The sequence below is a fragment of the Streptomyces sp. NPDC055239 genome (assembly GCF_053606205.1).
The window spans coordinates 800,702-817,029 of the sequence record NZ_JBSGRD010000003.1 but is presented as its reverse complement, the minus strand read 5'-3'; the positions used below and the strand labels follow the sequence as shown (position 1 = coordinate 817,029).

General features: G+C 69.6%; 17 protein-coding genes. 4 read left to right on the top strand and 13 right to left on the bottom strand.

What is annotated here, in order from left to right; all coding sequences use genetic code 11:
* Nucleotides 1-27: 27 nt before the first annotated feature.
* The 11 genes from ACWFRJ_RS14385 to ACWFRJ_RS14335 all read right to left on the bottom strand — a co-directional run bounded on the left by ACWFRJ_RS14385 (nucleotide 28) and on the right by ACWFRJ_RS14335 (nucleotide 11,140).
* Nucleotides 28-1,158, bottom strand: a complete 1,131-nt coding sequence (locus ACWFRJ_RS14385) for an ABC transporter substrate-binding protein (RefSeq protein ID WP_453529006.1) — start codon at nucleotides 1,156-1,158, stop codon at nucleotides 28-30.
* A 229-nt stretch (nucleotides 1,159-1,387) separates the two neighbouring features.
* The gene (locus ACWFRJ_RS14380) at nucleotides 1,388-2,761 is read right to left on the bottom strand and encodes a sulfate adenylyltransferase subunit 1 (protein ID WP_453529003.1); all 1,374 of its coding nucleotides are present in this window, start codon (nucleotides 2,759-2,761) and stop codon (nucleotides 1,388-1,390) included.
* Between the two features lie 2 nt (nucleotides 2,762-2,763).
* Nucleotides 2,764-3,702: a sulfate adenylyltransferase subunit CysD gene (cysD, locus tag ACWFRJ_RS14375; protein ID WP_453529000.1), complete on the bottom strand. Its 939-nt coding sequence runs from the start codon at nucleotides 3,700-3,702 to the stop codon at nucleotides 2,764-2,766.
* Nucleotides 3,699-4,304: an adenylyl-sulfate kinase gene (gene cysC, locus ACWFRJ_RS14370; RefSeq protein WP_453528997.1), complete on the bottom strand. Its 606-nt coding sequence runs from the start codon at nucleotides 4,302-4,304 to the stop codon at nucleotides 3,699-3,701. The genes cysD and cysC overlap by 4 nt, the downstream gene beginning before the upstream one ends.
* Entirely contained in the window at nucleotides 4,304-5,017 is a 714-nt protein-coding gene (locus tag ACWFRJ_RS14365; protein ID WP_453528994.1) for a phosphoadenylyl-sulfate reductase, read from the bottom strand. Before ACWFRJ_RS14365 ends, cysC begins: the two co-directional genes overlap by 1 nt.
* On the bottom strand, nucleotides 5,014-5,193 hold the full coding sequence (locus ACWFRJ_RS14360; protein WP_344518628.1) for a hypothetical protein: 180 nt from the start codon (nucleotides 5,191-5,193) through the stop codon (nucleotides 5,014-5,016). Before ACWFRJ_RS14360 ends, ACWFRJ_RS14365 begins: the two co-directional genes overlap by 4 nt.
* Nucleotides 5,190-6,887: a nitrite/sulfite reductase gene (locus ACWFRJ_RS14355; protein ID WP_453528990.1), complete on the bottom strand. Its 1,698-nt coding sequence runs from the start codon at nucleotides 6,885-6,887 to the stop codon at nucleotides 5,190-5,192. Before ACWFRJ_RS14355 ends, ACWFRJ_RS14360 begins: the two co-directional genes overlap by 4 nt.
* Before the next feature lie 116 nt (nucleotides 6,888-7,003).
* Entirely contained in the window at nucleotides 7,004-7,087 is an 84-nt protein-coding gene (locus ACWFRJ_RS14350; protein ID WP_323178717.1) for a putative leader peptide, read from the bottom strand.
* A gap of 183 nt (nucleotides 7,088-7,270) precedes the next feature.
* Nucleotides 7,271-7,831: a GNAT family N-acetyltransferase gene (locus tag ACWFRJ_RS14345; RefSeq protein WP_453528987.1), complete on the bottom strand. Its 561-nt coding sequence runs from the start codon at nucleotides 7,829-7,831 to the stop codon at nucleotides 7,271-7,273.
* Between the two features lie 81 nt (nucleotides 7,832-7,912).
* Complete coding sequence (locus tag ACWFRJ_RS14340; protein ID WP_453529676.1) at nucleotides 7,913-9,205, bottom strand: GAF domain-containing protein; 1,293 nt, start codon at nucleotides 9,203-9,205, stop codon at nucleotides 7,913-7,915.
* Between the two features lie 288 nt (nucleotides 9,206-9,493).
* Nucleotides 9,494-11,140, bottom strand: a complete 1,647-nt coding sequence (locus ACWFRJ_RS14335) for an acyl-CoA dehydrogenase family protein (RefSeq protein WP_453528985.1) — start codon at nucleotides 11,138-11,140, stop codon at nucleotides 9,494-9,496.
* A gap of 17 nt (nucleotides 11,141-11,157) precedes the next feature.
* On the opposite strand from ACWFRJ_RS14335, the gene ACWFRJ_RS14330 reads away from it, so the two are divergent.
* On the top strand, nucleotides 11,158-12,300 hold the full coding sequence (locus tag ACWFRJ_RS14330) for a YihY/virulence factor BrkB family protein (RefSeq protein ID WP_389901197.1): 1,143 nt from the start codon (nucleotides 11,158-11,160) through the stop codon (nucleotides 12,298-12,300).
* 180 nt (nucleotides 12,301-12,480) lie between these two features.
* On the opposite strand, the gene ACWFRJ_RS14325 is transcribed toward ACWFRJ_RS14330, so the two are convergent.
* Nucleotides 12,481-13,335 (bottom strand): NmrA family NAD(P)-binding protein, encoded by an 855-nt coding sequence (locus ACWFRJ_RS14325; RefSeq protein ID WP_453528981.1) that lies wholly within the window; start codon nucleotides 13,333-13,335, stop codon nucleotides 12,481-12,483.
* Between the two features lie 81 nt (nucleotides 13,336-13,416).
* On the opposite strand from ACWFRJ_RS14325, the gene ACWFRJ_RS14320 reads away from it, so the two are divergent.
* Both ACWFRJ_RS14320 and ACWFRJ_RS14315 read left to right on the top strand, forming a co-directional pair.
* Nucleotides 13,417-14,352: an AraC family transcriptional regulator gene (locus ACWFRJ_RS14320; protein ID WP_453528977.1), complete on the top strand. Its 936-nt coding sequence runs from the start codon at nucleotides 13,417-13,419 to the stop codon at nucleotides 14,350-14,352.
* 26 nt (nucleotides 14,353-14,378) lie between these two features.
* Nucleotides 14,379-15,107, top strand: coding sequence for a DUF6597 domain-containing transcriptional factor (locus ACWFRJ_RS14315; protein ID WP_453528974.1), 729 nt, complete (start codon nucleotides 14,379-14,381; stop codon nucleotides 15,105-15,107).
* On the opposite strand, the gene ACWFRJ_RS14310 is transcribed toward ACWFRJ_RS14315, so the two are convergent.
* On the bottom strand, nucleotides 15,104-15,502 hold the full coding sequence (locus tag ACWFRJ_RS14310) for a VOC family protein (protein WP_453529673.1): 399 nt from the start codon (nucleotides 15,500-15,502) through the stop codon (nucleotides 15,104-15,106). The two genes, ACWFRJ_RS14315 and ACWFRJ_RS14310, sit on opposite strands and share 4 nt — an antisense overlap.
* A gap of 155 nt (nucleotides 15,503-15,657) precedes the next feature.
* On the opposite strand from ACWFRJ_RS14310, the gene ACWFRJ_RS14305 reads away from it, so the two are divergent.
* Entirely contained in the window at nucleotides 15,658-16,317 is a 660-nt protein-coding gene (locus tag ACWFRJ_RS14305) for a DUF4389 domain-containing protein (RefSeq protein ID WP_453529670.1), read from the top strand.
* Nucleotides 16,318-16,328: the final 11 nt, after the last annotated feature.

The following is a 16,328-nucleotide window of genomic DNA, read 5'->3' as shown; positions in this document are numbered from 1 at the left end:
CTCCTGGGAACTGGTCGTATTCCGGGGTTACTTGACGCCGAGACCGGCGTCGTCGACGGCGGGCTTGCCCTCGGCCTTGAGGACCTTGTTCAGGGGCTTCAGGTCGTAGATGCCCTTGAGGTTCGGCTCGTCCAGGAGACCGGCCTTGACCGCGTGCTCGGCCTCGGAGTCGAGCGTGGCGGCCAGCGGGTCGTCCGTGGTCTGGATCGACTTCCACGCCGGGTCGATGACCTCGGGCGGCAGCTCCTTGCCGGACGCCTCCTTGAGGGACGCGTTGGCGGAGGCCTTCGCCTTCTCCGGGTTGTCCTTGATCCACTGGTTGGTCTTCACCGAACCGCGCAGGACGGCCTCGACGACCTTCGGGTGCTCCTTGAGGAACGACTGCGACACGATGATGTTCGTGATCACGAACTTCTTGTCCGGCCACAGGTCGGACTCGTCGAGGATGGTCTTGCCGCCCTCGGCGACCAGCTTCGACGCGGTCGGCTCGGGTACCCAGGCGCCGTCGATCGAGCCGGACTTGTAGGCGTCAGGGGTGATCTTGTTGTCGGTGCGGACCACCGAGACGTCGCCCTTGCCGCTCTCCGCGTCGACCTTCCAGCCCTTTTCCTTGACCCAGTTGAGGAAGGCCACGTCCTGCGTGTTGCCGAGCTGAGGCGTCGCGATCTTCTTGCCCTTGACGTCGTCAAGAGACTTGATCTTCTTCGGGTTGACCACCAGCTTCACGCCACCGGACGCCGAGCCGCCGATGATGCGCAGGTTCTTGCCCTGGGACTTGGTGTAGCCGTTGATCGAGGGCGACGGGCCGATCCAGCCGATGTCGATGGACTTCGAGTTCAGCGCCTCGATCTCCGAAGGACCGGCGTTGAACTGCGTGTACTTCGCCTTCGTCGCGCCCAGTTCCTTCTGGAACAGGCCCTCCTGGTCGCCGACCAGGGCGGTGGCGTGCGTGAGGTTCGGGAAGTACCCGATCTTCACCTCGTCCAGGCCCTCGATCTTCTTGGCGCCCGAGGCCACCTCCGCCTTGTCGTTCTCGTCCTTCGAGTCCGATCCGTAGCCGCAGGAGGTGAGCACTACGGCGAGCAGGGGCAGGGCGGTGACGGCGGCAAGGGCACGGCGGCCGCCGGTGGTACGTGGTGCGCGGAAGCTGGCAGGCACGGGAGGTGGTCCCCTCGTTGGCCCGGCTCTCACGCCCTCAGGGCGTGGCCGGGAGATCGGCAGGTTTTCGTCTTCGCAGGTCGAACTCGCGGGGGGTGTGGGCGCGCAGGCAGTGCGCGTACGTCTTCATGCACATCGCCCGACCCCGCCCTGTCCGCTGCCGAGGGCGCCGCTGCCGACACGGCCGCCCTCCTTCGCGAAGGTCGAGAAATAGTCGATCGAGATCATGTCAGAAGTCCCAGCCCTCGTCGTCCGCCGCCTTCTTGGCCTCTTCGACCGTCTCGGCGGTGGTGGCGAACGCGTCGCCCGCCATGCCCGCCGCGAGCGTCGTGCCGTCGGCCGGGTCGATCAGGAGGAAGGAGCCGGTGCGGCGCGAGGCCGCGTACGAGTCGACGGCGATCGGCTCGGCGGTGCGGATGACGACGCGGCCGATGTCGTTGGCGACGAGCTCTCCGGGCGCGGGGTGCTGGGAGAGGTCGTCCAGGGTGAGCCGCGAGGGGATGTCCTTGACGATCGCCTTGACCGTGCGCGTGGTGTGCTTGAGCAGCACCCGCTGTCCCACGGCGAGCGCGGTGTCCGCGACATGGCAGACCGTCGCCGTGAGGTCCTGCGAGAGCGGCGGCTGGTCGCCGCTCGGCACGATCAGATCGCCGCGCGCGATGTCGATGTCGCTCTCCAGGAGCAGCGTCACGGACTGCGGCGTCCAGGCGACGTCCACCGGCTCGCCGAGCAGGTCGATGCCCGCGATCTTCGACGTCTTGCCCGAGGGCAGCACGGTCACGGACTCGCCGACCCGGAAGGTGCCCGCCGCGATCTGTCCCGCGTAGCCCCGGTAGTCGGGGTGCTCGGCGGTCTGCGGACGGATCACGTACTGGATGGGCAGGCGCGCGTGGCAGGAGGTCAGGTCGTGGCTCACCGGGACCGTCTCCAGGTGCTCCAGGACGGTGGGGCCGCCGTACCAGTCCATGTTGGAGGACGGCTCGACGACATTGTCACCGGCGAGCGCCGAGATCGGGATCGCGGTGATCTCCGGGACGCCCAACTCACTGGCGTACGCGGTGAATTCCTTGGCGATCTCCGCGAAGACGGTCTCCTCGTACGCGACGAGGTCCATCTTGTTGACGGCGAGCACCACGTGCGGGACGCGAAGCAGCGCGGCGACGGCGGCGTGCCTGCGGGTCTGCTCGATGACGCCGTTGCGGGCGTCCACGAGGACCACGGCGAGGTCGGCCGTGGAGGCGCCGGTGACCATGTTCCGGGTGTACTGCACATGGCCCGGGGTGTCGGCGAGGATGAACCGGCGCCGGGGCGTCGCGAAGTAGCGGTACGCCACGTCGATGGTGATGCCCTGCTCGCGCTCGGCCCGCAGGCCGTCGGTGAGCAGCGCCAGGTCGGGTGCCTCCTGACCGCGGCCGAGCGAGGCACGCTCCACGGCTTCGAGCTGGTCGGTGAGGACCGACTTGGAGTCGTGCAGGAGCCGTCCCACGAGGGTGGACTTGCCGTCGTCGACGGACCCGGCGGTGGCGAAGCGCAGCAGGGTGGTGGCCGACAGCTGCTCGTTGGAGAGCGGCTGCGCCTTGTCGGGTTCGGTGGTGCTTGTCATGTTTAGAAGTACCCCTCGCGCTTGCGGTCTTCCATCGCGGCCTCGGACATCTTGTCGTCGGCGCGGGTGGCGCCTCGCTCGGTCAGTCGCGAAGCGGCGATCTCGGTGATGACGGCGTCCAGCGTCGTGGCGTCGGAGTCGACGGCGCCGGTGCAGGACATGTCGCCGACCGTGCGGTAGCGGACGAGCCGCTTCTCGACCGTCTCGCTGTCCTTGGGGCCGCCCCACTCACCGGCGGTCAGCCACATGCCGGAGCGCTGGAACACGTCCCGCTCGTGCGCGAAGTAGATCTCGGGGAGCTCGATGCCCTCGCGGGCGATGTACTGCCAGACGTCCAGCTCGGTCCAGTTGGAGATCGGGAAGACGCGGACGTGCTCGCCCGGCGCGTGGCGGCCGTTGTAGAGCTGCCACAGCTCGGGGCGCTGGCGGCGCGGGTCCCACTGCGAGAACTCGTCGCGAAGGGAGAAGACGCGCTCCTTGGCGCGGGCCTTCTCCTCGTCACGGCGCCCGCCGCCGAAGACCGCGTCGAACTTCTCGCTCTGGATCTTCTCGGTGAGCGGGACGGTCTGCAGCGGATTGCGCGTGCCGTCGGGGCGCTCGCGCAGCTTGCCCGCGTCGATGTAGTCCTGCACGGAGGCGACGTGCAGACGGAGCCCGTGCTCGGCGACCACGCGGTCGCGGTATTCGAGGACCTCGGGGAAGTTGTGCCCGGTGTCCACGTGAAGGAGCGAGAAGGGGATCGCCGCGGGGGCGAAGGCCTTGAGCGCCAGGTGCAGCATGAGGATCGAGTCCTTGCCGCCGGAGAAGAGAATCACCGGCCGCTCGAACTCGCCCGCCACCTCGCGGAAGATGTGCACCGCCTCGGACTCCAGGGAGTCCAGGTGGCTGAGCGCGTACGGGCTGTCGGTGCCCTCGCTCACGGTGGCCACGGTGGTCGTCATGCCAGACCCCTTTCGATGAGCAGCGCGCGCAAGGCCGCCGCGGACTCCTGCACGGTCTGGTCCTGCGACTCGATGCGCAGATCGGGTGACTCGGGCGCCTCGTAGGGGTCGTCGACCCCGGTGAGACCGGAGATCTCACCGGCCGCCTGCTTGGCGTACAGACCCTTCACGTCGCGTACGGAGCAGACCTCGACCGGCGTGGCCACATGGACCTCCAGGTAGGGCGTGCCGCCCTTCTGGTGGCGCCCGCGCACCGCCTCACGGCTGTCCGCGAACGGCGCGATCACCGGCACAAGGACCTTCACGCCGTTACGGGCGAGCAGTTCGGCGACGAAGCCGATGCGCTGCACGTTGGTGTGCCGGTCCTCGCGGCTGAAGCCGAGGCCCGCCGAGAGGAACTCGCGGATCTCGTCGCCGTCGAGCACCTCCACCTGGTGGCCCTCACCGCGCAGCTTGTCCGCGAGTTCGTACGCGATGGTGGTCTTGCCCGCGCTGGGCAGTCCTGTGAGCCAGATGGTGGCTCCGGTGGTCACGTGCTTCTCCGATGCGTTCCGGGGACCGGTGGCTTGCTGAGGATCTGTCGCTGCCTGAGGCTCTGTCATCAGTGAATCCCGCACTCGGTCTTGGCGTTACCCGACCAGCGCCCGGCGCGGGCGTCCTCGCCCTCCAGGAGGCGGCGGGTGCAGGGCGCGCAGCCCACGGAGCCGTAGCCGTCCATGAGGAGGGGGTTGGTGAGGACGCCGTGCTCGTTGACGTAGGTGTCCACGTCGTCCTGCGTCCAGCGGGCGATCGGCGAGACCTTGACCTTCTGGCGCTTCTCGTCCCAGCCGACGACCGGGGTGCCCGCCCGGGTCGGCGACTCGTCACGCCGAAGGCCGGTCGCCCACGCGGCGTACGAAGTCAGGCCCTCCTCAAGGGGCTTGACCTTCCGCATGGCGCAGCACAGGTCGGGGTCGCGGTCGTGCAGCTTCGCGCCGAACTCGGCGTCCTGCTCGGCGACCGACTGCTTCGGAGTGAGCGTGATGACGTTGACGTCCATCACGGCGGCGACGGCGTCACGGGTGCCGATGGTCTCGGGGAAGTGGTAGCCGGTGTCGAGGAACACGACGTCCACGCCGGGGCGGGCCCGCGAGGCGAGATGGGCGACGACGGCGTCCTCCATGGAGGAGGTCACGCAGAAGCGCTCGCCGAAGGTGTCGAGGGCCCACTGGAGGATCTCAAGTGCCGACGCGTCCTCCAGATCCCGCCCGGCCTGCTCGGCGAGAGCCTTCAACTCGTCGTTCGTACGCTGCTCCTGAACCTTGACGGCCGTCATATCTCTTCCCCTCCACCGCTGTTGCGCTGAACTCCCTGGGCGAGCAGCCCGAGGAACTTCAACTGGAAGGCTCGATTGCATGCGGCGCATTCCCACGCGCCGTGACCGGTCTCGTTGGGGCGCAGGTCCTCGTCACCGCAGTAGGGGCAGTGGAAGGGGGCGGCTCGCTCGCTCACTTCAGTGCCTCCTCGCTGGCGCGGCCCACCCAGGTGGCGAAGCGCTCGTCGTCCGCGCGCTCCTCCTGGAAGCGCGTGAGGACCCGCTCCACGTAGTCGGGCAGCTCGGCCGAAGTGACCTTCAGGCCACGGACCTTGCGGCCGAAACCGGCCTCGAGGCCGAGCGCGCCGCCCAGGTGCACCTGGAAGCCCTCGACCTGGTTGCCCTCGCCGTCAAGGACGAGCTGGCCCTTGAGGCCGATGTCGGCGACCTGGATGCGGGCGCAGGCGTTCGGGCAGCCGTTGATGTTGATGGTGATCGGCTGGTCGAACTGGGGGATGCGGCGCTCCAGTTCATCGATGAGCGTGGAGCCGCGCACCTTCGTCTCGACGATCGCCAGCTTGCAGAACTCGATGCCGGTGCAGGCCATCGTGCCGCGTCGGAAGGGGGAGGGAGTGACCCGCAGATCAAGGGCTTCGAGCCCCGCCACGAGCGAATCGACCTGCGCCTCTTCGACGTCGAGCACGATCATCTTCTGCTCGGCGGTGGTACGCAGGCGTCCCGAGCCGTGGGCTGCGGCGACATCGGCGATCTTCGTGAGCGTCGCGCCGTCCACGCGGCCGACGCGGGGGGCGAACCCGACGTAGAAGCGGCCGTCCTTCTGCTTGTGGACGCCGAGGTGGTCGCGCCAGGTGCCGGCCGGCTGCTCGGGCGCGGGCCCGTCGACGAGCTCGCGCTTGAGGTACTCGTCCTGAAGGATCTGCCGGAACTTCTCGGGACCCCAGTCGGCGACGAGGAACTTCAACCGGGCGCGGGTACGCAGCCGCCGGTAGCCGTAGTCGCGGAAGATGCCGATGACGCCGGTCCACACTTCCGGTACCTCGTCCAGCGGCACCCAGGCGCCGAGCCGCACACCCAGCTTCGGGTTGGTGGAGAGCCCGCCGCCGACCCAGAGGTCGAAGCCGGGCCCGTGCTCGGGGTGGTGCACGCCGACGAACGCCACGTCGTTGATCTCGTGGGCGACATCGAGCTGAGGCGAACCCGAGATCGCCGTCTTGAACTTGCGCGGCAGGTTCGAGAACTCAGGGTTGCCGATGAAGCGGCGCTGGATCTCGTCGATGGCGGGGGAGCCGTCGATGATCTCGTTCTCGGCGACACCGGCGACGGGCGAGCCGAGGATGACGCGGGGCGTGTCACCGCAGGCCTCGGTGGTGGAGAGCCCGACAGCTTCGAGCCGCTCCCAGATCGCGGGAACGTCCTCGATGCGGATCCAGTGGTACTGGACGTTCTGCCGGTCGGTGAGATCGGCGGTGCCGCGCGCGAACTCCTGCGAGATCTCGCCGACGACGCGCAGCTGCTCGGTGGTGAGGCGTCCACCGTCGATGCGCACCCGCAGCATGAAGTACTCGTCGTCCAGCTCTTCGGGCTCCAGGACGGCGGTCTTGCCGCCGTCGATGCCCTGCCGGCGCTGGGTGTAGAGCCCCCACCAGCGCATACGCCCACGGAGATCGTTCGGGTCGATCGAATCGAACCCACGCTTGGAGTAGATCGTCTCAATGCGTGTCCGCACATTGAGACCGTCGTCGTCCTTCTTGAACTGTTCGTTGCCGTTCAGCGGCGTGAAGTGGCCAACGGCCCACTGGCCCTCACCACGGTGACGGCTCGCCTTGCGCCGGGGCGCGGCAGTCGTGGGTTTTTCAGGGGTGGCAGCCATGGCTATACGTCCTTCAAGGCGGGCTGAGGGCTGGGCTGACCTGCACACTTCGCGCTGGAGGCGCGGCGGTGCGCTAGAGGGTGGTCAGGATAGGGAAGTCGTCGGCGCTGGTGCTGTCAGCTCGCCGGACACATGGCGCTGGACATGCGGCAGAGATCGACGTGGCGTCGACTCACCAAGGCAATTCCAGTGCGATCCATGACGGAAGCGTGTCATGGGACTTTCGGCCCAGTCCACCATTATCCAGAATGTGGACGTGTCGGTCTCGCATTGCGGGACGGTGTGGTGTCGGTCACTCACTTCGGGCCCCGTCAGGGGCGCGGGGAACTGCGCGCTCAGCCACGACGGACCCGCAGCCGAACAACGCACCCCCGCACGGAGCGCTACGCGCCGGGCCACGGCCCAGGTGTGGCCACATCCGCCTCCTGCGAGACCTCCGTGTCGAACAGCTTGAAACCGCGCCGCAGGTAATTCCCCATGGCGTGCTCCCCGTCCTTGGAGCAGGTGTGCACCCACACCCGCTTGGTCAAGGGCAGCTCCGGCCACCGTTCGGCCAGGTCCCAGGCCCGCCGCACCCCGTACGAGAGCAGGTGCCCGCCGATCCGCCGCCCCCGGAAGGCGGGGATGAGCCCGAAGTACACGACCTCGACGTCACCGTCGTCCCGCGCCGCCAGCTCGACGTACCCGGCGGGCGTCCCCTTGTCGTACGCGACCCAGGTCTCGACGCCGGGCCGCGTCAGATGCTCCTGCCACTGCGCGTAAGTGAGGGGGAGCCGGTCGGTCCAGCGGATGTCGCCGCCGACTGAGGCGTAAAGGAAGCGGCTGAACTCGGGGGAGGGGATCTCGGCCCGCGCGATCGTGACGTCGCCGTCGGGAGCGGCGGCAGGCTGCAGATCGCCGGGAGCGGTCTGCTCCAGGGACCAGGTGGTGACAGTGAGGCTCATGGCGGTCAGAAAATCATGGGGCGGGACCGGCGTCCACGGCGGGACGTCCGTAATGGGGGCAAACAGCCTCTGTTACGGCACTCAAGGCTCCGCCACTCTCCGTGCCTCCCGTACCGCCGGTGCCGTCGAATGCGGCAGCAGGTTCGCCGGGTGCTCGGGCAGGATCACCCGCACGTCCACGTCCTCGGGGAAGCGGTAGGGACGGTGGGCCAGGAGGCCGCCCAAGTAGCGGCGGACGCGGGAGAGCTCCGCGCGGACGGTCACCGTGCGTGCCGGGTCGCCGAACATCTCCTCGGCGAGGCCCGAAGCGCTGCGGCCCTTGCGGTGGGCGCTGAGGAGATAGAGCAGTTCGGCGTGGCGCGGGCTCAGCTCATGCGTCCAGCCGCCCGCGCCACCGCCCTCGACGGTGACCGACCAGCGGCGCGGCCTGCTCACGTCCAGGATGACGCGGGTCGCGGCCAGGGGCTGCGGGTCCTCGTCCACCCGCAGCAGCCAGCCGCCGGGCAGCGGCTCCGCCGCGCAGGTGCCGAGCGAGGGCAGCCACGTGCGGCCCGCCGCCATGGACTTGGGCAGGGAGAGCCGGTCCGTGTGCGGCATGCCCGTGACCGCCGCCGTCCACCCGTGGGAGTCCACCGCCACGGCGCGCCCCTCCAGGCGGGCGAGGACCGGCGCCGCCACCGAACGCACCCGGTCGAGCGCCGTCACGTGGTTCTCCCGCAGCCGGGCCTCGGCGAGCTTCGCCACCGCGTCGACCAGGGCGAGCGTCGTCGGATGCATCGTGTTCAGCGGGCCGCTGATGTCGACCACGCCGAGGAGGCGGCCGTCACGGGGATCGATGATGGGCGAGCCCATGCACGTCCACGCGTGATGCGTCTCCACGAAGTGCTCGGCGGAGAACACGTGCAAGGGCCGGCGTATGACGAGCGGTGTCCCTATCCCGTTCGTGCCGACGACGCCTTCGCTCCAGTCGGCGCCCAGTTCGAAGCCGAGCGAGTCCGCCTTGCGCAGCACCGTGGAGTGGCCCTCGCGCCACAGGACCCGGCCGTCTGCGTCGCAGACGACCATGATGTGGTGCGCCGCGTCCGCCACCGAGACGAGCGCGTCGCGCAGCACCGGCATGATCTCGACCAGCGGCGACGTACGGCGGCGCTCCTCCAGCTCCTCGACGCTGAGCAGCCGGGAGCGGAAGTCGTGGTCCGGATCGACCCCGCCGAGCAGCATGCGCTCCCAGGACTCCTCGATCACCGGACGGGGCAACACGCTGGGCCGCCGCCCGGCGAGCGCCGCGTGACGGACGCTCGCGAGCAGTCGCGCGGCCTGCGTGCAGTCCATGGCGGAGATCCTCGCGAGGTCGAGCGTCGAAGTCGCTTCCATCACCGGGTCCTTCCCGAGCAGAGCCAGTGCGTCGGGGGGAGGCATCCAACCATCGTGCCCCTTCGGCGCCCGCATGGGTATTGATTCAGTGATGAACCGATGTAGTTCCGTGGGTGACCAGTCGCAGCCGCCGACTTGCAACGGTCTGCAACCCTCGCGGACAGATGCGCGGCGGCCGAAGCTGATGTCAACGCCGTTCACGCGGCGTTGGCGCTCCTCATCGGGGCTTGAGGGCGGGGGTGACGCCGTGTCGGCGCGGCATCACCCCCGCTACTCCATGGCTCCCCGCTACTCCGTCCCGACGTCGCCGGGCGCGGCCCGCTCCACCACGGCGGCCAGATCGAGCGTGTGCGGCAGCGTCCCGAACGCCGAGCCCCAGTCCCCGCCGAGCCGCGAGGCACAGAACGCGTCGGCGACCTCCGCGGGCGCGTACCGCACGAGCAGCGAACCCTGGAGCACCAGCGCCATCCGCTCCACGAGACGACGGGCCCGCGCCTCGATGCCGTCCAGGTCGGCCAGTTCGGTGAGCAGCCCCTTGATCGCGCCGTCCAGGCGGTGATCGGCGCCGCGCGCGCTGCCGACCTCCTGGAGGAAGGCGTTCAGGGCCTGCGGCTCCCGCTGCAACGCACGCAGCACATCAAGCGCCTGTACGTTCCCCGAGCCCTCCCAGATCGAGTTGAGCGGCGACTCGCGAAGCAGCCGCGGCATCCCCGACTCCTCGACGTAGCCGTTGCCGCCGAGCACCTCGAGGGCCTCCACCACGAGCGGCGTGCAGCGCTTGGTCACCCAGTACTTGGCGGCGGGCACGGCGATCCGCAGGAACGCCCGCTCCTGCTCGCTCCCGTCGTCGTACGCGGCCGCGAGCCGCAGCGCGAGCGTCGTGGCCGCCTCCGACTCCAGGGCCAGATCCGCCAGTACGTTGCGCATGAGCGGCTTGTCGATGAGCTTGCCGCCGAACGCCTCGCGGTACGTGGCGTGGTGCACGGCCTGTGCCACGGCCTGCCGCATGAGCGCCGCCGAGCCCACGACACAGTCGAGCCGCGTGGCCGCCACCATGTCGATGATGGTGCGCACTCCGCGCCCCTCTTCGCCCACCCTGCGCGCCCATGTCCCGTCGAACTCGACTTCGCTGGACGCATTCGACTTATTTCCCAGTTTGTCCTTCAGGCGCTGAATGGCGAAGGCGTTACGGGTGCCGTCATCGAGCACACGCGGCACAAGAAAGCACGTAAGTCCCGCACCGGTCTGCCCGAGCACGAGAAAGCCGTCGGACATAGGTGCGGAACAGAACCACTTGTGCCCCGTGAGTTCATAGGCGCCGTCTTCCGCGAGAGCACGCGCACGTGTCGTATTCGCGCGCACATCGCTTCCGCCCTGTTTCTCCGTCATGCCCATCCCGAAGAGCACTCCGGCCTTCTGGGACGCGGGCCGAAGTCCTTCGTCGTAGACCAGAGAAGTGAGCCGGGGCTCCCACTCGGCGGCGAGCGCGGGATCGGCCCGCAGCGCGGGGACCGCCGCGTGCGTCATCGACACCGGGCAGCCGTGCCCCGCCTCGACCTGCGACCACACCAGGAACCCGGCGGCGCGCCGCAGATGGCCCCCGGGCCGCGACCAGGCGGTGGTAAGACCCGACGACACCGCCTTGCCGAGCAGTCGGTGCCACGCCGGATGGAAGGCGACTTCGTCGACGCGATTCCCATAGCGGTCATGGGTGTGCAGAACGGGCGGATTCTCATTGGCCAGAAACCCCCATTCCCGTGCTTGGGCCGAACCCGCGGTGCGCCCGAGTTCCGAGAGTTGCTCGCGCGCGGTACTGAGAAGGGTGGGATCGAGATGCCGCTCGACTCCCTCGGAGAGGGCGCGGTCGGACGTAAAGACGTCATATCCCACCAGGGGCGGAGCCTGGTTGGTCACTGTGTGGGTGCTGGCTGCCATGCCGCTACGGTAAGGAGGTGCACCAGGCAAAAGAAACACCCGGGAGGCCCAAGGGCCGCTGGAACCGGGCGCGCGCTCTCTACAGCAACGTATCCAAGCGCAGGACTGCCTGGCTGCTGCTCAAGGACACGGTCAACTCGTGCGTGGAATACCGCATCCTGGGTCTCGCGGCAGAGGCGGCGTTCTTCACGCTGCTCTCGGTGCCGCCGCTGCTCCTCAGCCTGATCGGTCTGCTGGCGTACGTGGACCGCTGGACCGGCGCGAACACGATCGCCAGCGTCGAGAACAACATCCTCGAGGCGTCCCGAACCGTCCTCTCCGACAAGGGCGTCAGCCAGATCGCGCAGCCGATACTGGAGGACGTCATGCGCGTCGGCAGGCCCGACGTCATCTCGATCGGTTTCCTCTTCGCCCTCTGGTCGGGCTCGCGCGCCGTGAACGTCTTCATCGACACGATCACGGTCATGTACGGCCTTGACGGCGCGCGCGGCATCGTGAAGACCAGGCTGCTCGCGTTCGGCCTGTTCATCGTGGCGCTGCTCATCGGTTCGGTGGCGCTGCCGCTGATGGTGGCGGGGCCCGACGCGGTGGTGAAGCTGGTGCCCGGTTCCACGACGGTGGTGCAGGTCCTGTACTGGCCGGTGGTGACGCTGCTTTCGGTGGTGTTCCTGACGACGCTCTACCACGTGTCCGTGCCGGTGCGATCGCCCTGGGTGGAGGACATGCCCGGTGCGCTCGTCGCCCTCGGCATGTGGGTCCTGGGGAGCTTCCTGCTGCGGATCTACCTGACGAGCACGGTCGAAGGGCCGACGATCTACGGCTCGTTGGCGGCGCCGGTCGCGGTGCTGCTGTGGATAGGGGTGTCGGCGTTCGCGGTCCTTGTGGGGGCCGCGGTGAACGCCGCGATCGACCGGGTGTGGCCGTCCGTCGCCACGGCTGCCGCGCGAGCGGCCAATGACCGGATACGGGAGGCGCGGGCGGTGGAGGTGGTGGCCCGCGCGGCCGCTGCGCGGGAGGCTTCCACGGACCCCGACGACCAGGACATGCCGTCCGAGTTCCCCGAGCGTTGGTCGCGCTTCTTGCCCCCGGACGACGTCTCTTCGCGTCTGCGGACGCACGTCAAGAAGCCGGGGGGAAGCGGGGAGACGCCGCCGGAGTAGAGGCATTTCCTTTCCCCAACCCCGCCCCTTCCCGAAAACCCGCTGCGCGGGGGCGTCCTCAAGCGCCGGACGGCTGAAAGATTCAGCCGTCCGGCGCTTGAGGACCGGGGTCTGGGGCGGAGCCCCAGGTAGGTCCGGGGCGCAGGCACGGTTTGTGGGAAGGGGCGGGGTTGGGGAAAGTCACGCCTTCCAGACGCCGGCTTCCGCCTGCTCCCGAGCGAACTCCCCGAAGTCCCGAGGCGCCCGCCCAAGAACCTCCCGCACCCCCTCGGAGAGATACGCGTTGCGCCCGTCCAGATTCGTCTCGAAGAGTTCGATCAGGAACTCCGCCTCCTCCGCAGGCACCCCGTACTCCGCAAGCGCACCCCCGTACTCCCGAGCGGAAACGGGAACGTACCGAATCTCCCGCCCCGCAGCCGCGGAGATCTCCCCCACCGCGTCCCGGAAGGACAGCAGCCGCGGCCCCGAGATCTCCACGACCCGCCCCGCGTAGCCCGAGCCAGGGCGCAGCACCGCCACCACCACATCCGCGATGTCCCGCGCGTCGATGAACGGTTCGAGCACCTCCCCGGCGGGGAACGCCAGTTCGCCGGCGCGCATGCCCTCGAGCAGCGGCCCCTCGCTCAGGTTCTGGGCGAACCAACTCGCCCGTACGACAGTCCACTGAGCCCCCGACTCCCGCACCGCCCGCTCGGCGGGCTCCGCCTGGTCCTCTCCCCGCGCCGAAAGCAGCACGAGCCGCCGCACCCCCAGCTCCACCGCCCGCCGGGCCAGCGCCCCCACCGCCTCGCCCGCACCGGGCGCGCCGACGTCCGGCATGTACGCGAGGTACGCCGCGTCCGCGCCCCGCAGCGCGTCCTCCCAGGTCGAGGGGTCGTACCAGTCGAACCGCACCGCCCCCGACCGCGAAGCGGCCCGCACAGTGTGCCCCGCCGCCTGCGCGGCCTCCGCGACCCGGCGTCCGGTCTTGCCGGTCGCGCCGGTGACCAGCACCGTCATCTTCTGGGTGTGCGTCCGCGACGCGTTCTTCGTCATGCGTTCCAGTCAACTGCCGCCCGCCACAAGGAACCATCCGCCAGGGACTCACCCCCATACGCGTGCGTCTACGCTTTTGGCATGGACGTACTCGCAGGCTTGCTGGAGGGCCCGCGCGCGCGAGGAGCCTTCATGATCCGCGCGTGTTTCGACCCGCCCTGGTCCGTCCGCATCGCGGACGAAGCGCCCCTCTCAGTCATGATCATGGTGCGCGGCACCGCCTGGATCGTGCCCGACGACGCCGAACCCCAGCTGATCCGTCCCGGAGACGTCGCCGTCGCGCGCGGCCCCGACCACTACACCGTCGCCGACGAGAAGGACACGCCGCCGCGGGCCGAGATCCAACCCGGCCAGCGCTGCGTACCCCTCGGCGGCACGCCGATCGGGCAGTACGACGACCTCGGCCTGCGCACCTGGGGCGAATCGCTCGACGGCGCCGCCGAGATGCTGATCGGCACCTATCCGGCGCGCGGCGAGATCACCGGGCGGCTCCTGGACGCACTGCCCCCGCTTCTCGTCCTGCCCACCGAGGTGTGGGACTGTCCGCTCACGCCGCTGCTCGCCGACGAGATCGCCAAGGACGAGCCGGGACAGGACGTCGTGCTCGACCGGCTGCTCGATCTGCTGATGATCGCCGCGCTGCGCGCCTGGTTCTCCAGGCCGGAGGCGGAGGCACCCGCCTGGTACCGGGCGATGGGGGACCCGATCGTCGGGCAGGCGATCCGGCTGCTCCAGGACGACCCCGCGCACCCCTGGACGATCGCCGCGCTCGCCGCGAAGGCCGGTGTCTCGCGGGCCGCGCTCGCCCGGCGGTTCACCGAGCTCGTGGGGGAGCCGCCGATGGCGTACCTGACGGGCTGGCGGCTCGCGCTCGCCGCCGACCTGCTGCGGGACGGCGAGCAGACGATCGCCGCGATCGCGCGGCGCGTCGGGTACGGCAGCGCGTTCGCCCTGTCCAGCGCCTTCAAGCGGGTGTACGGGGTCAGCCCGCAGGAGCACCGCTCACGGGCCGCGTAGCCCCTGAGCGCCGTAACCTTAAAAACGTGTCGTACGAGAGCGTCGAGTACGCCGAGCGGCCGTCCCGTGTCGCGGGCGCGGTTCTGTGGACCCGCGCCGGCGGCGGTGAGGCCGACGGCGTCTACCCCGTCCTGCCCGACGGCTGCATGGATCTGCTGTGGAGCGGGGGCAGGCTCCTGGTGGCCGGGCCCGACACCCGCGCATACCTGCCCGAGTCGAACGCCGCCGCCCGGTACGTCGGCATCCGTTTCTACCCCGGCACCGCCCCCGCCTTCCTCGGCGTGCCCGCGCACGAACTCCGCGACCGGCGCGTCGACCTCGCCGACCTGTGGCCGTCCGCCGACGCCCGCCGCCTGACCGAGCGCATGGACGCGGCGCGCGATCCGGCCGCCGTCCTGGAGGCCGTAGCCCTGGAGCGTGCGGGCGCCGCCGATCCCCCTGACCCGCTGCTCGCGCACGTCGTGAAGGCACTGGACGCGGGGCGGTCCATCGCCGCGACCGCCGAGGACGCAGGCATCAACGCCCGTCTCCTGCACCGGCGTTCACTCGCCGCCTTCGGCTACGGACCCAAGACGCTTGCCCGTGTCCTACGGCTCCAGCGCGCCCTCGCCCTGGCCAGGAGGGGCGTGGCGTACGCGGAGACGGCGGCCGTGGCCGGGTTCGCCGACCAGGCCCATCTGGCGCGTGACGTGAAGGAGTTGGCGGGGATGCCGTTGAGTGAGCTGCTCAGCCCTCGGCCGGGGCGGAGCGCTTAGACCTTGGACAGCGGCGCGAACAGATCGACGCCGTTCCCGTCCGGGTCGAGTACGGAGGCGTACCGCTGGCCCCAGAAGGCGTCCCACGGCCCCAGCTCACCGTGGTGTCCGGCGCCGATCAGCTCCTCGTACGCCGCGTCGACGCCCTCGGGGGTCTCGCAGTGGAACGCGAGACCGATGCGGCCCGCGCTCTGCGGCGGCTCCCAGTTCTCGGTGAAGGAGCGGATCGTCTCCTCCGTGTCGAACGCGATGCGCAGACCGCCGGGGAGCGCCGCCTCGACATGCGGCTGGTCCTCGGAACCCTCGGGAAACTCCAGGCCGAGGCGGCGGTAGAAGGCGAGCGTCGCGGCCATGTCGGAGACGACGATGCCGATCAGATCGAAGCGGGGTGTGATGTTCGTGTTCATGTCTCGCAGCCTAGGCAGCCGCCCCCTGCCCGTCTTGAAGAAAACGGACGCCGCGCCACTCCTTGCCGCCGCCCCCGTGCGGTCGTACATGTGGGCGAGAAGGGCAAGCACGTGGACGAGGGGAGATGACCGCCATGTCCGCCATGCCCACGCCGACCACGCTCGGCAAAGACCCGGTCAGTCCGGTCGGGCCTGTCCGCCTCGAGACGCGGTACGACGCCGGTCTCTCCCGCTGGCTCTGGCTGGTGAAGTGGCTGCTCGTGCTCCCGCACTACATCGTTCTGCTCTTCCTGTGGATCGGCTTCCTGCTCGTCACCCTCGTCGCCTTCTTCGCCGTCCTGTTCACCGGCAGTTATCCACGGCTCCTCTTCGACTACAACGTCGGTGTGCTGCGCTGGAGTTGGCGCGTGGAGTACTACGCGTACGGATCGCTCGGCACCGACCGATATCCGCCCTTCGCCCTGGCCGACGTAGCCGACTATCCGGCCCACCTGGACATCGACTACCCCGAGCACCTCTCCAGGGGACTCGTCCTCGTCAAGGGCTGGCTCCTTGTCGTTCCGCAGCTCATCGTGGTCGCGCTCCTTGTGGGCGGCTACCGCTTCAGCATCGGCCTCGCCGGGCTCCTCGCCTTCTACGCGGGCGTGTCGCTGCTCTTCACCGGCCGCTACCCCCGTGGGATGTACGACCTCAACATCGGTCTGCACCGCTGGGTGGCGCGCGTCCTGGCCTACGGACTGCTGCTCACGGACGTATATCCGCCCTACCGCCTCGATCAGGGAGAGCTGGAGCCCATCGGGTGACTCTCCCGGTC

Bases quoted from the DNA above. Each gene is read 5' to 3' on its own strand.
- ACWFRJ_RS14350 (WP_323178717.1), bottom strand. From the start codon at position 7,087: ATGGATCGCACTGGAATTGCCTTGGTGAGTCGACGCCACGTCGATCTC.
- ACWFRJ_RS14325 (WP_453528981.1), bottom strand. From the start codon at position 13,335: ATGACGAAGAACGCGTCGCGGACGCACACCCAGAAGATGACGGTGCTG.
- ACWFRJ_RS14355 (WP_453528990.1), bottom strand. From the start codon at position 6,887: ATGGCTGCCACCCCTGAAAAACCCACGACTGCCGCGCCCCGGCGCAAG.
- ACWFRJ_RS14365 (WP_453528994.1), bottom strand. From the start codon at position 5,017: ATGACGGCCGTCAAGGTTCAGGAGCAGCGTACGAACGACGAGTTGAAG.
- cysD (WP_453529000.1), bottom strand. From the start codon at position 3,702: ATGACGACCACCGTGGCCACCGTGAGCGAGGGCACCGACAGCCCGTAC.
- ACWFRJ_RS14320 (WP_453528977.1), top strand. From the start codon at position 13,417: ATGGACGTACTCGCAGGCTTGCTGGAGGGCCCGCGCGCGCGAGGAGCC.
- ACWFRJ_RS14305 (WP_453529670.1), top strand. From the start codon at position 15,658: ATGCCCACGCCGACCACGCTCGGCAAAGACCCGGTCAGTCCGGTCGGG.
- cysC (WP_453528997.1), bottom strand. From the start codon at position 4,304: ATGACAGAGCCTCAGGCAGCGACAGATCCTCAGCAAGCCACCGGTCCC.
- ACWFRJ_RS14380 (WP_453529003.1), bottom strand. From the start codon at position 2,761: ATGACAAGCACCACCGAACCCGACAAGGCGCAGCCGCTCTCCAACGAG.
- ACWFRJ_RS14335 (WP_453528985.1), bottom strand. From the start codon at position 11,140: ATGGCAGCCAGCACCCACACAGTGACCAACCAGGCTCCGCCCCTGGTG.
- ACWFRJ_RS14340 (WP_453529676.1), bottom strand. From the start codon at position 9,205: ATGGAAGCGACTTCGACGCTCGACCTCGCGAGGATCTCCGCCATGGAC.
- ACWFRJ_RS14345 (WP_453528987.1), bottom strand. From the start codon at position 7,831: ATGAGCCTCACTGTCACCACCTGGTCCCTGGAGCAGACCGCTCCCGGC.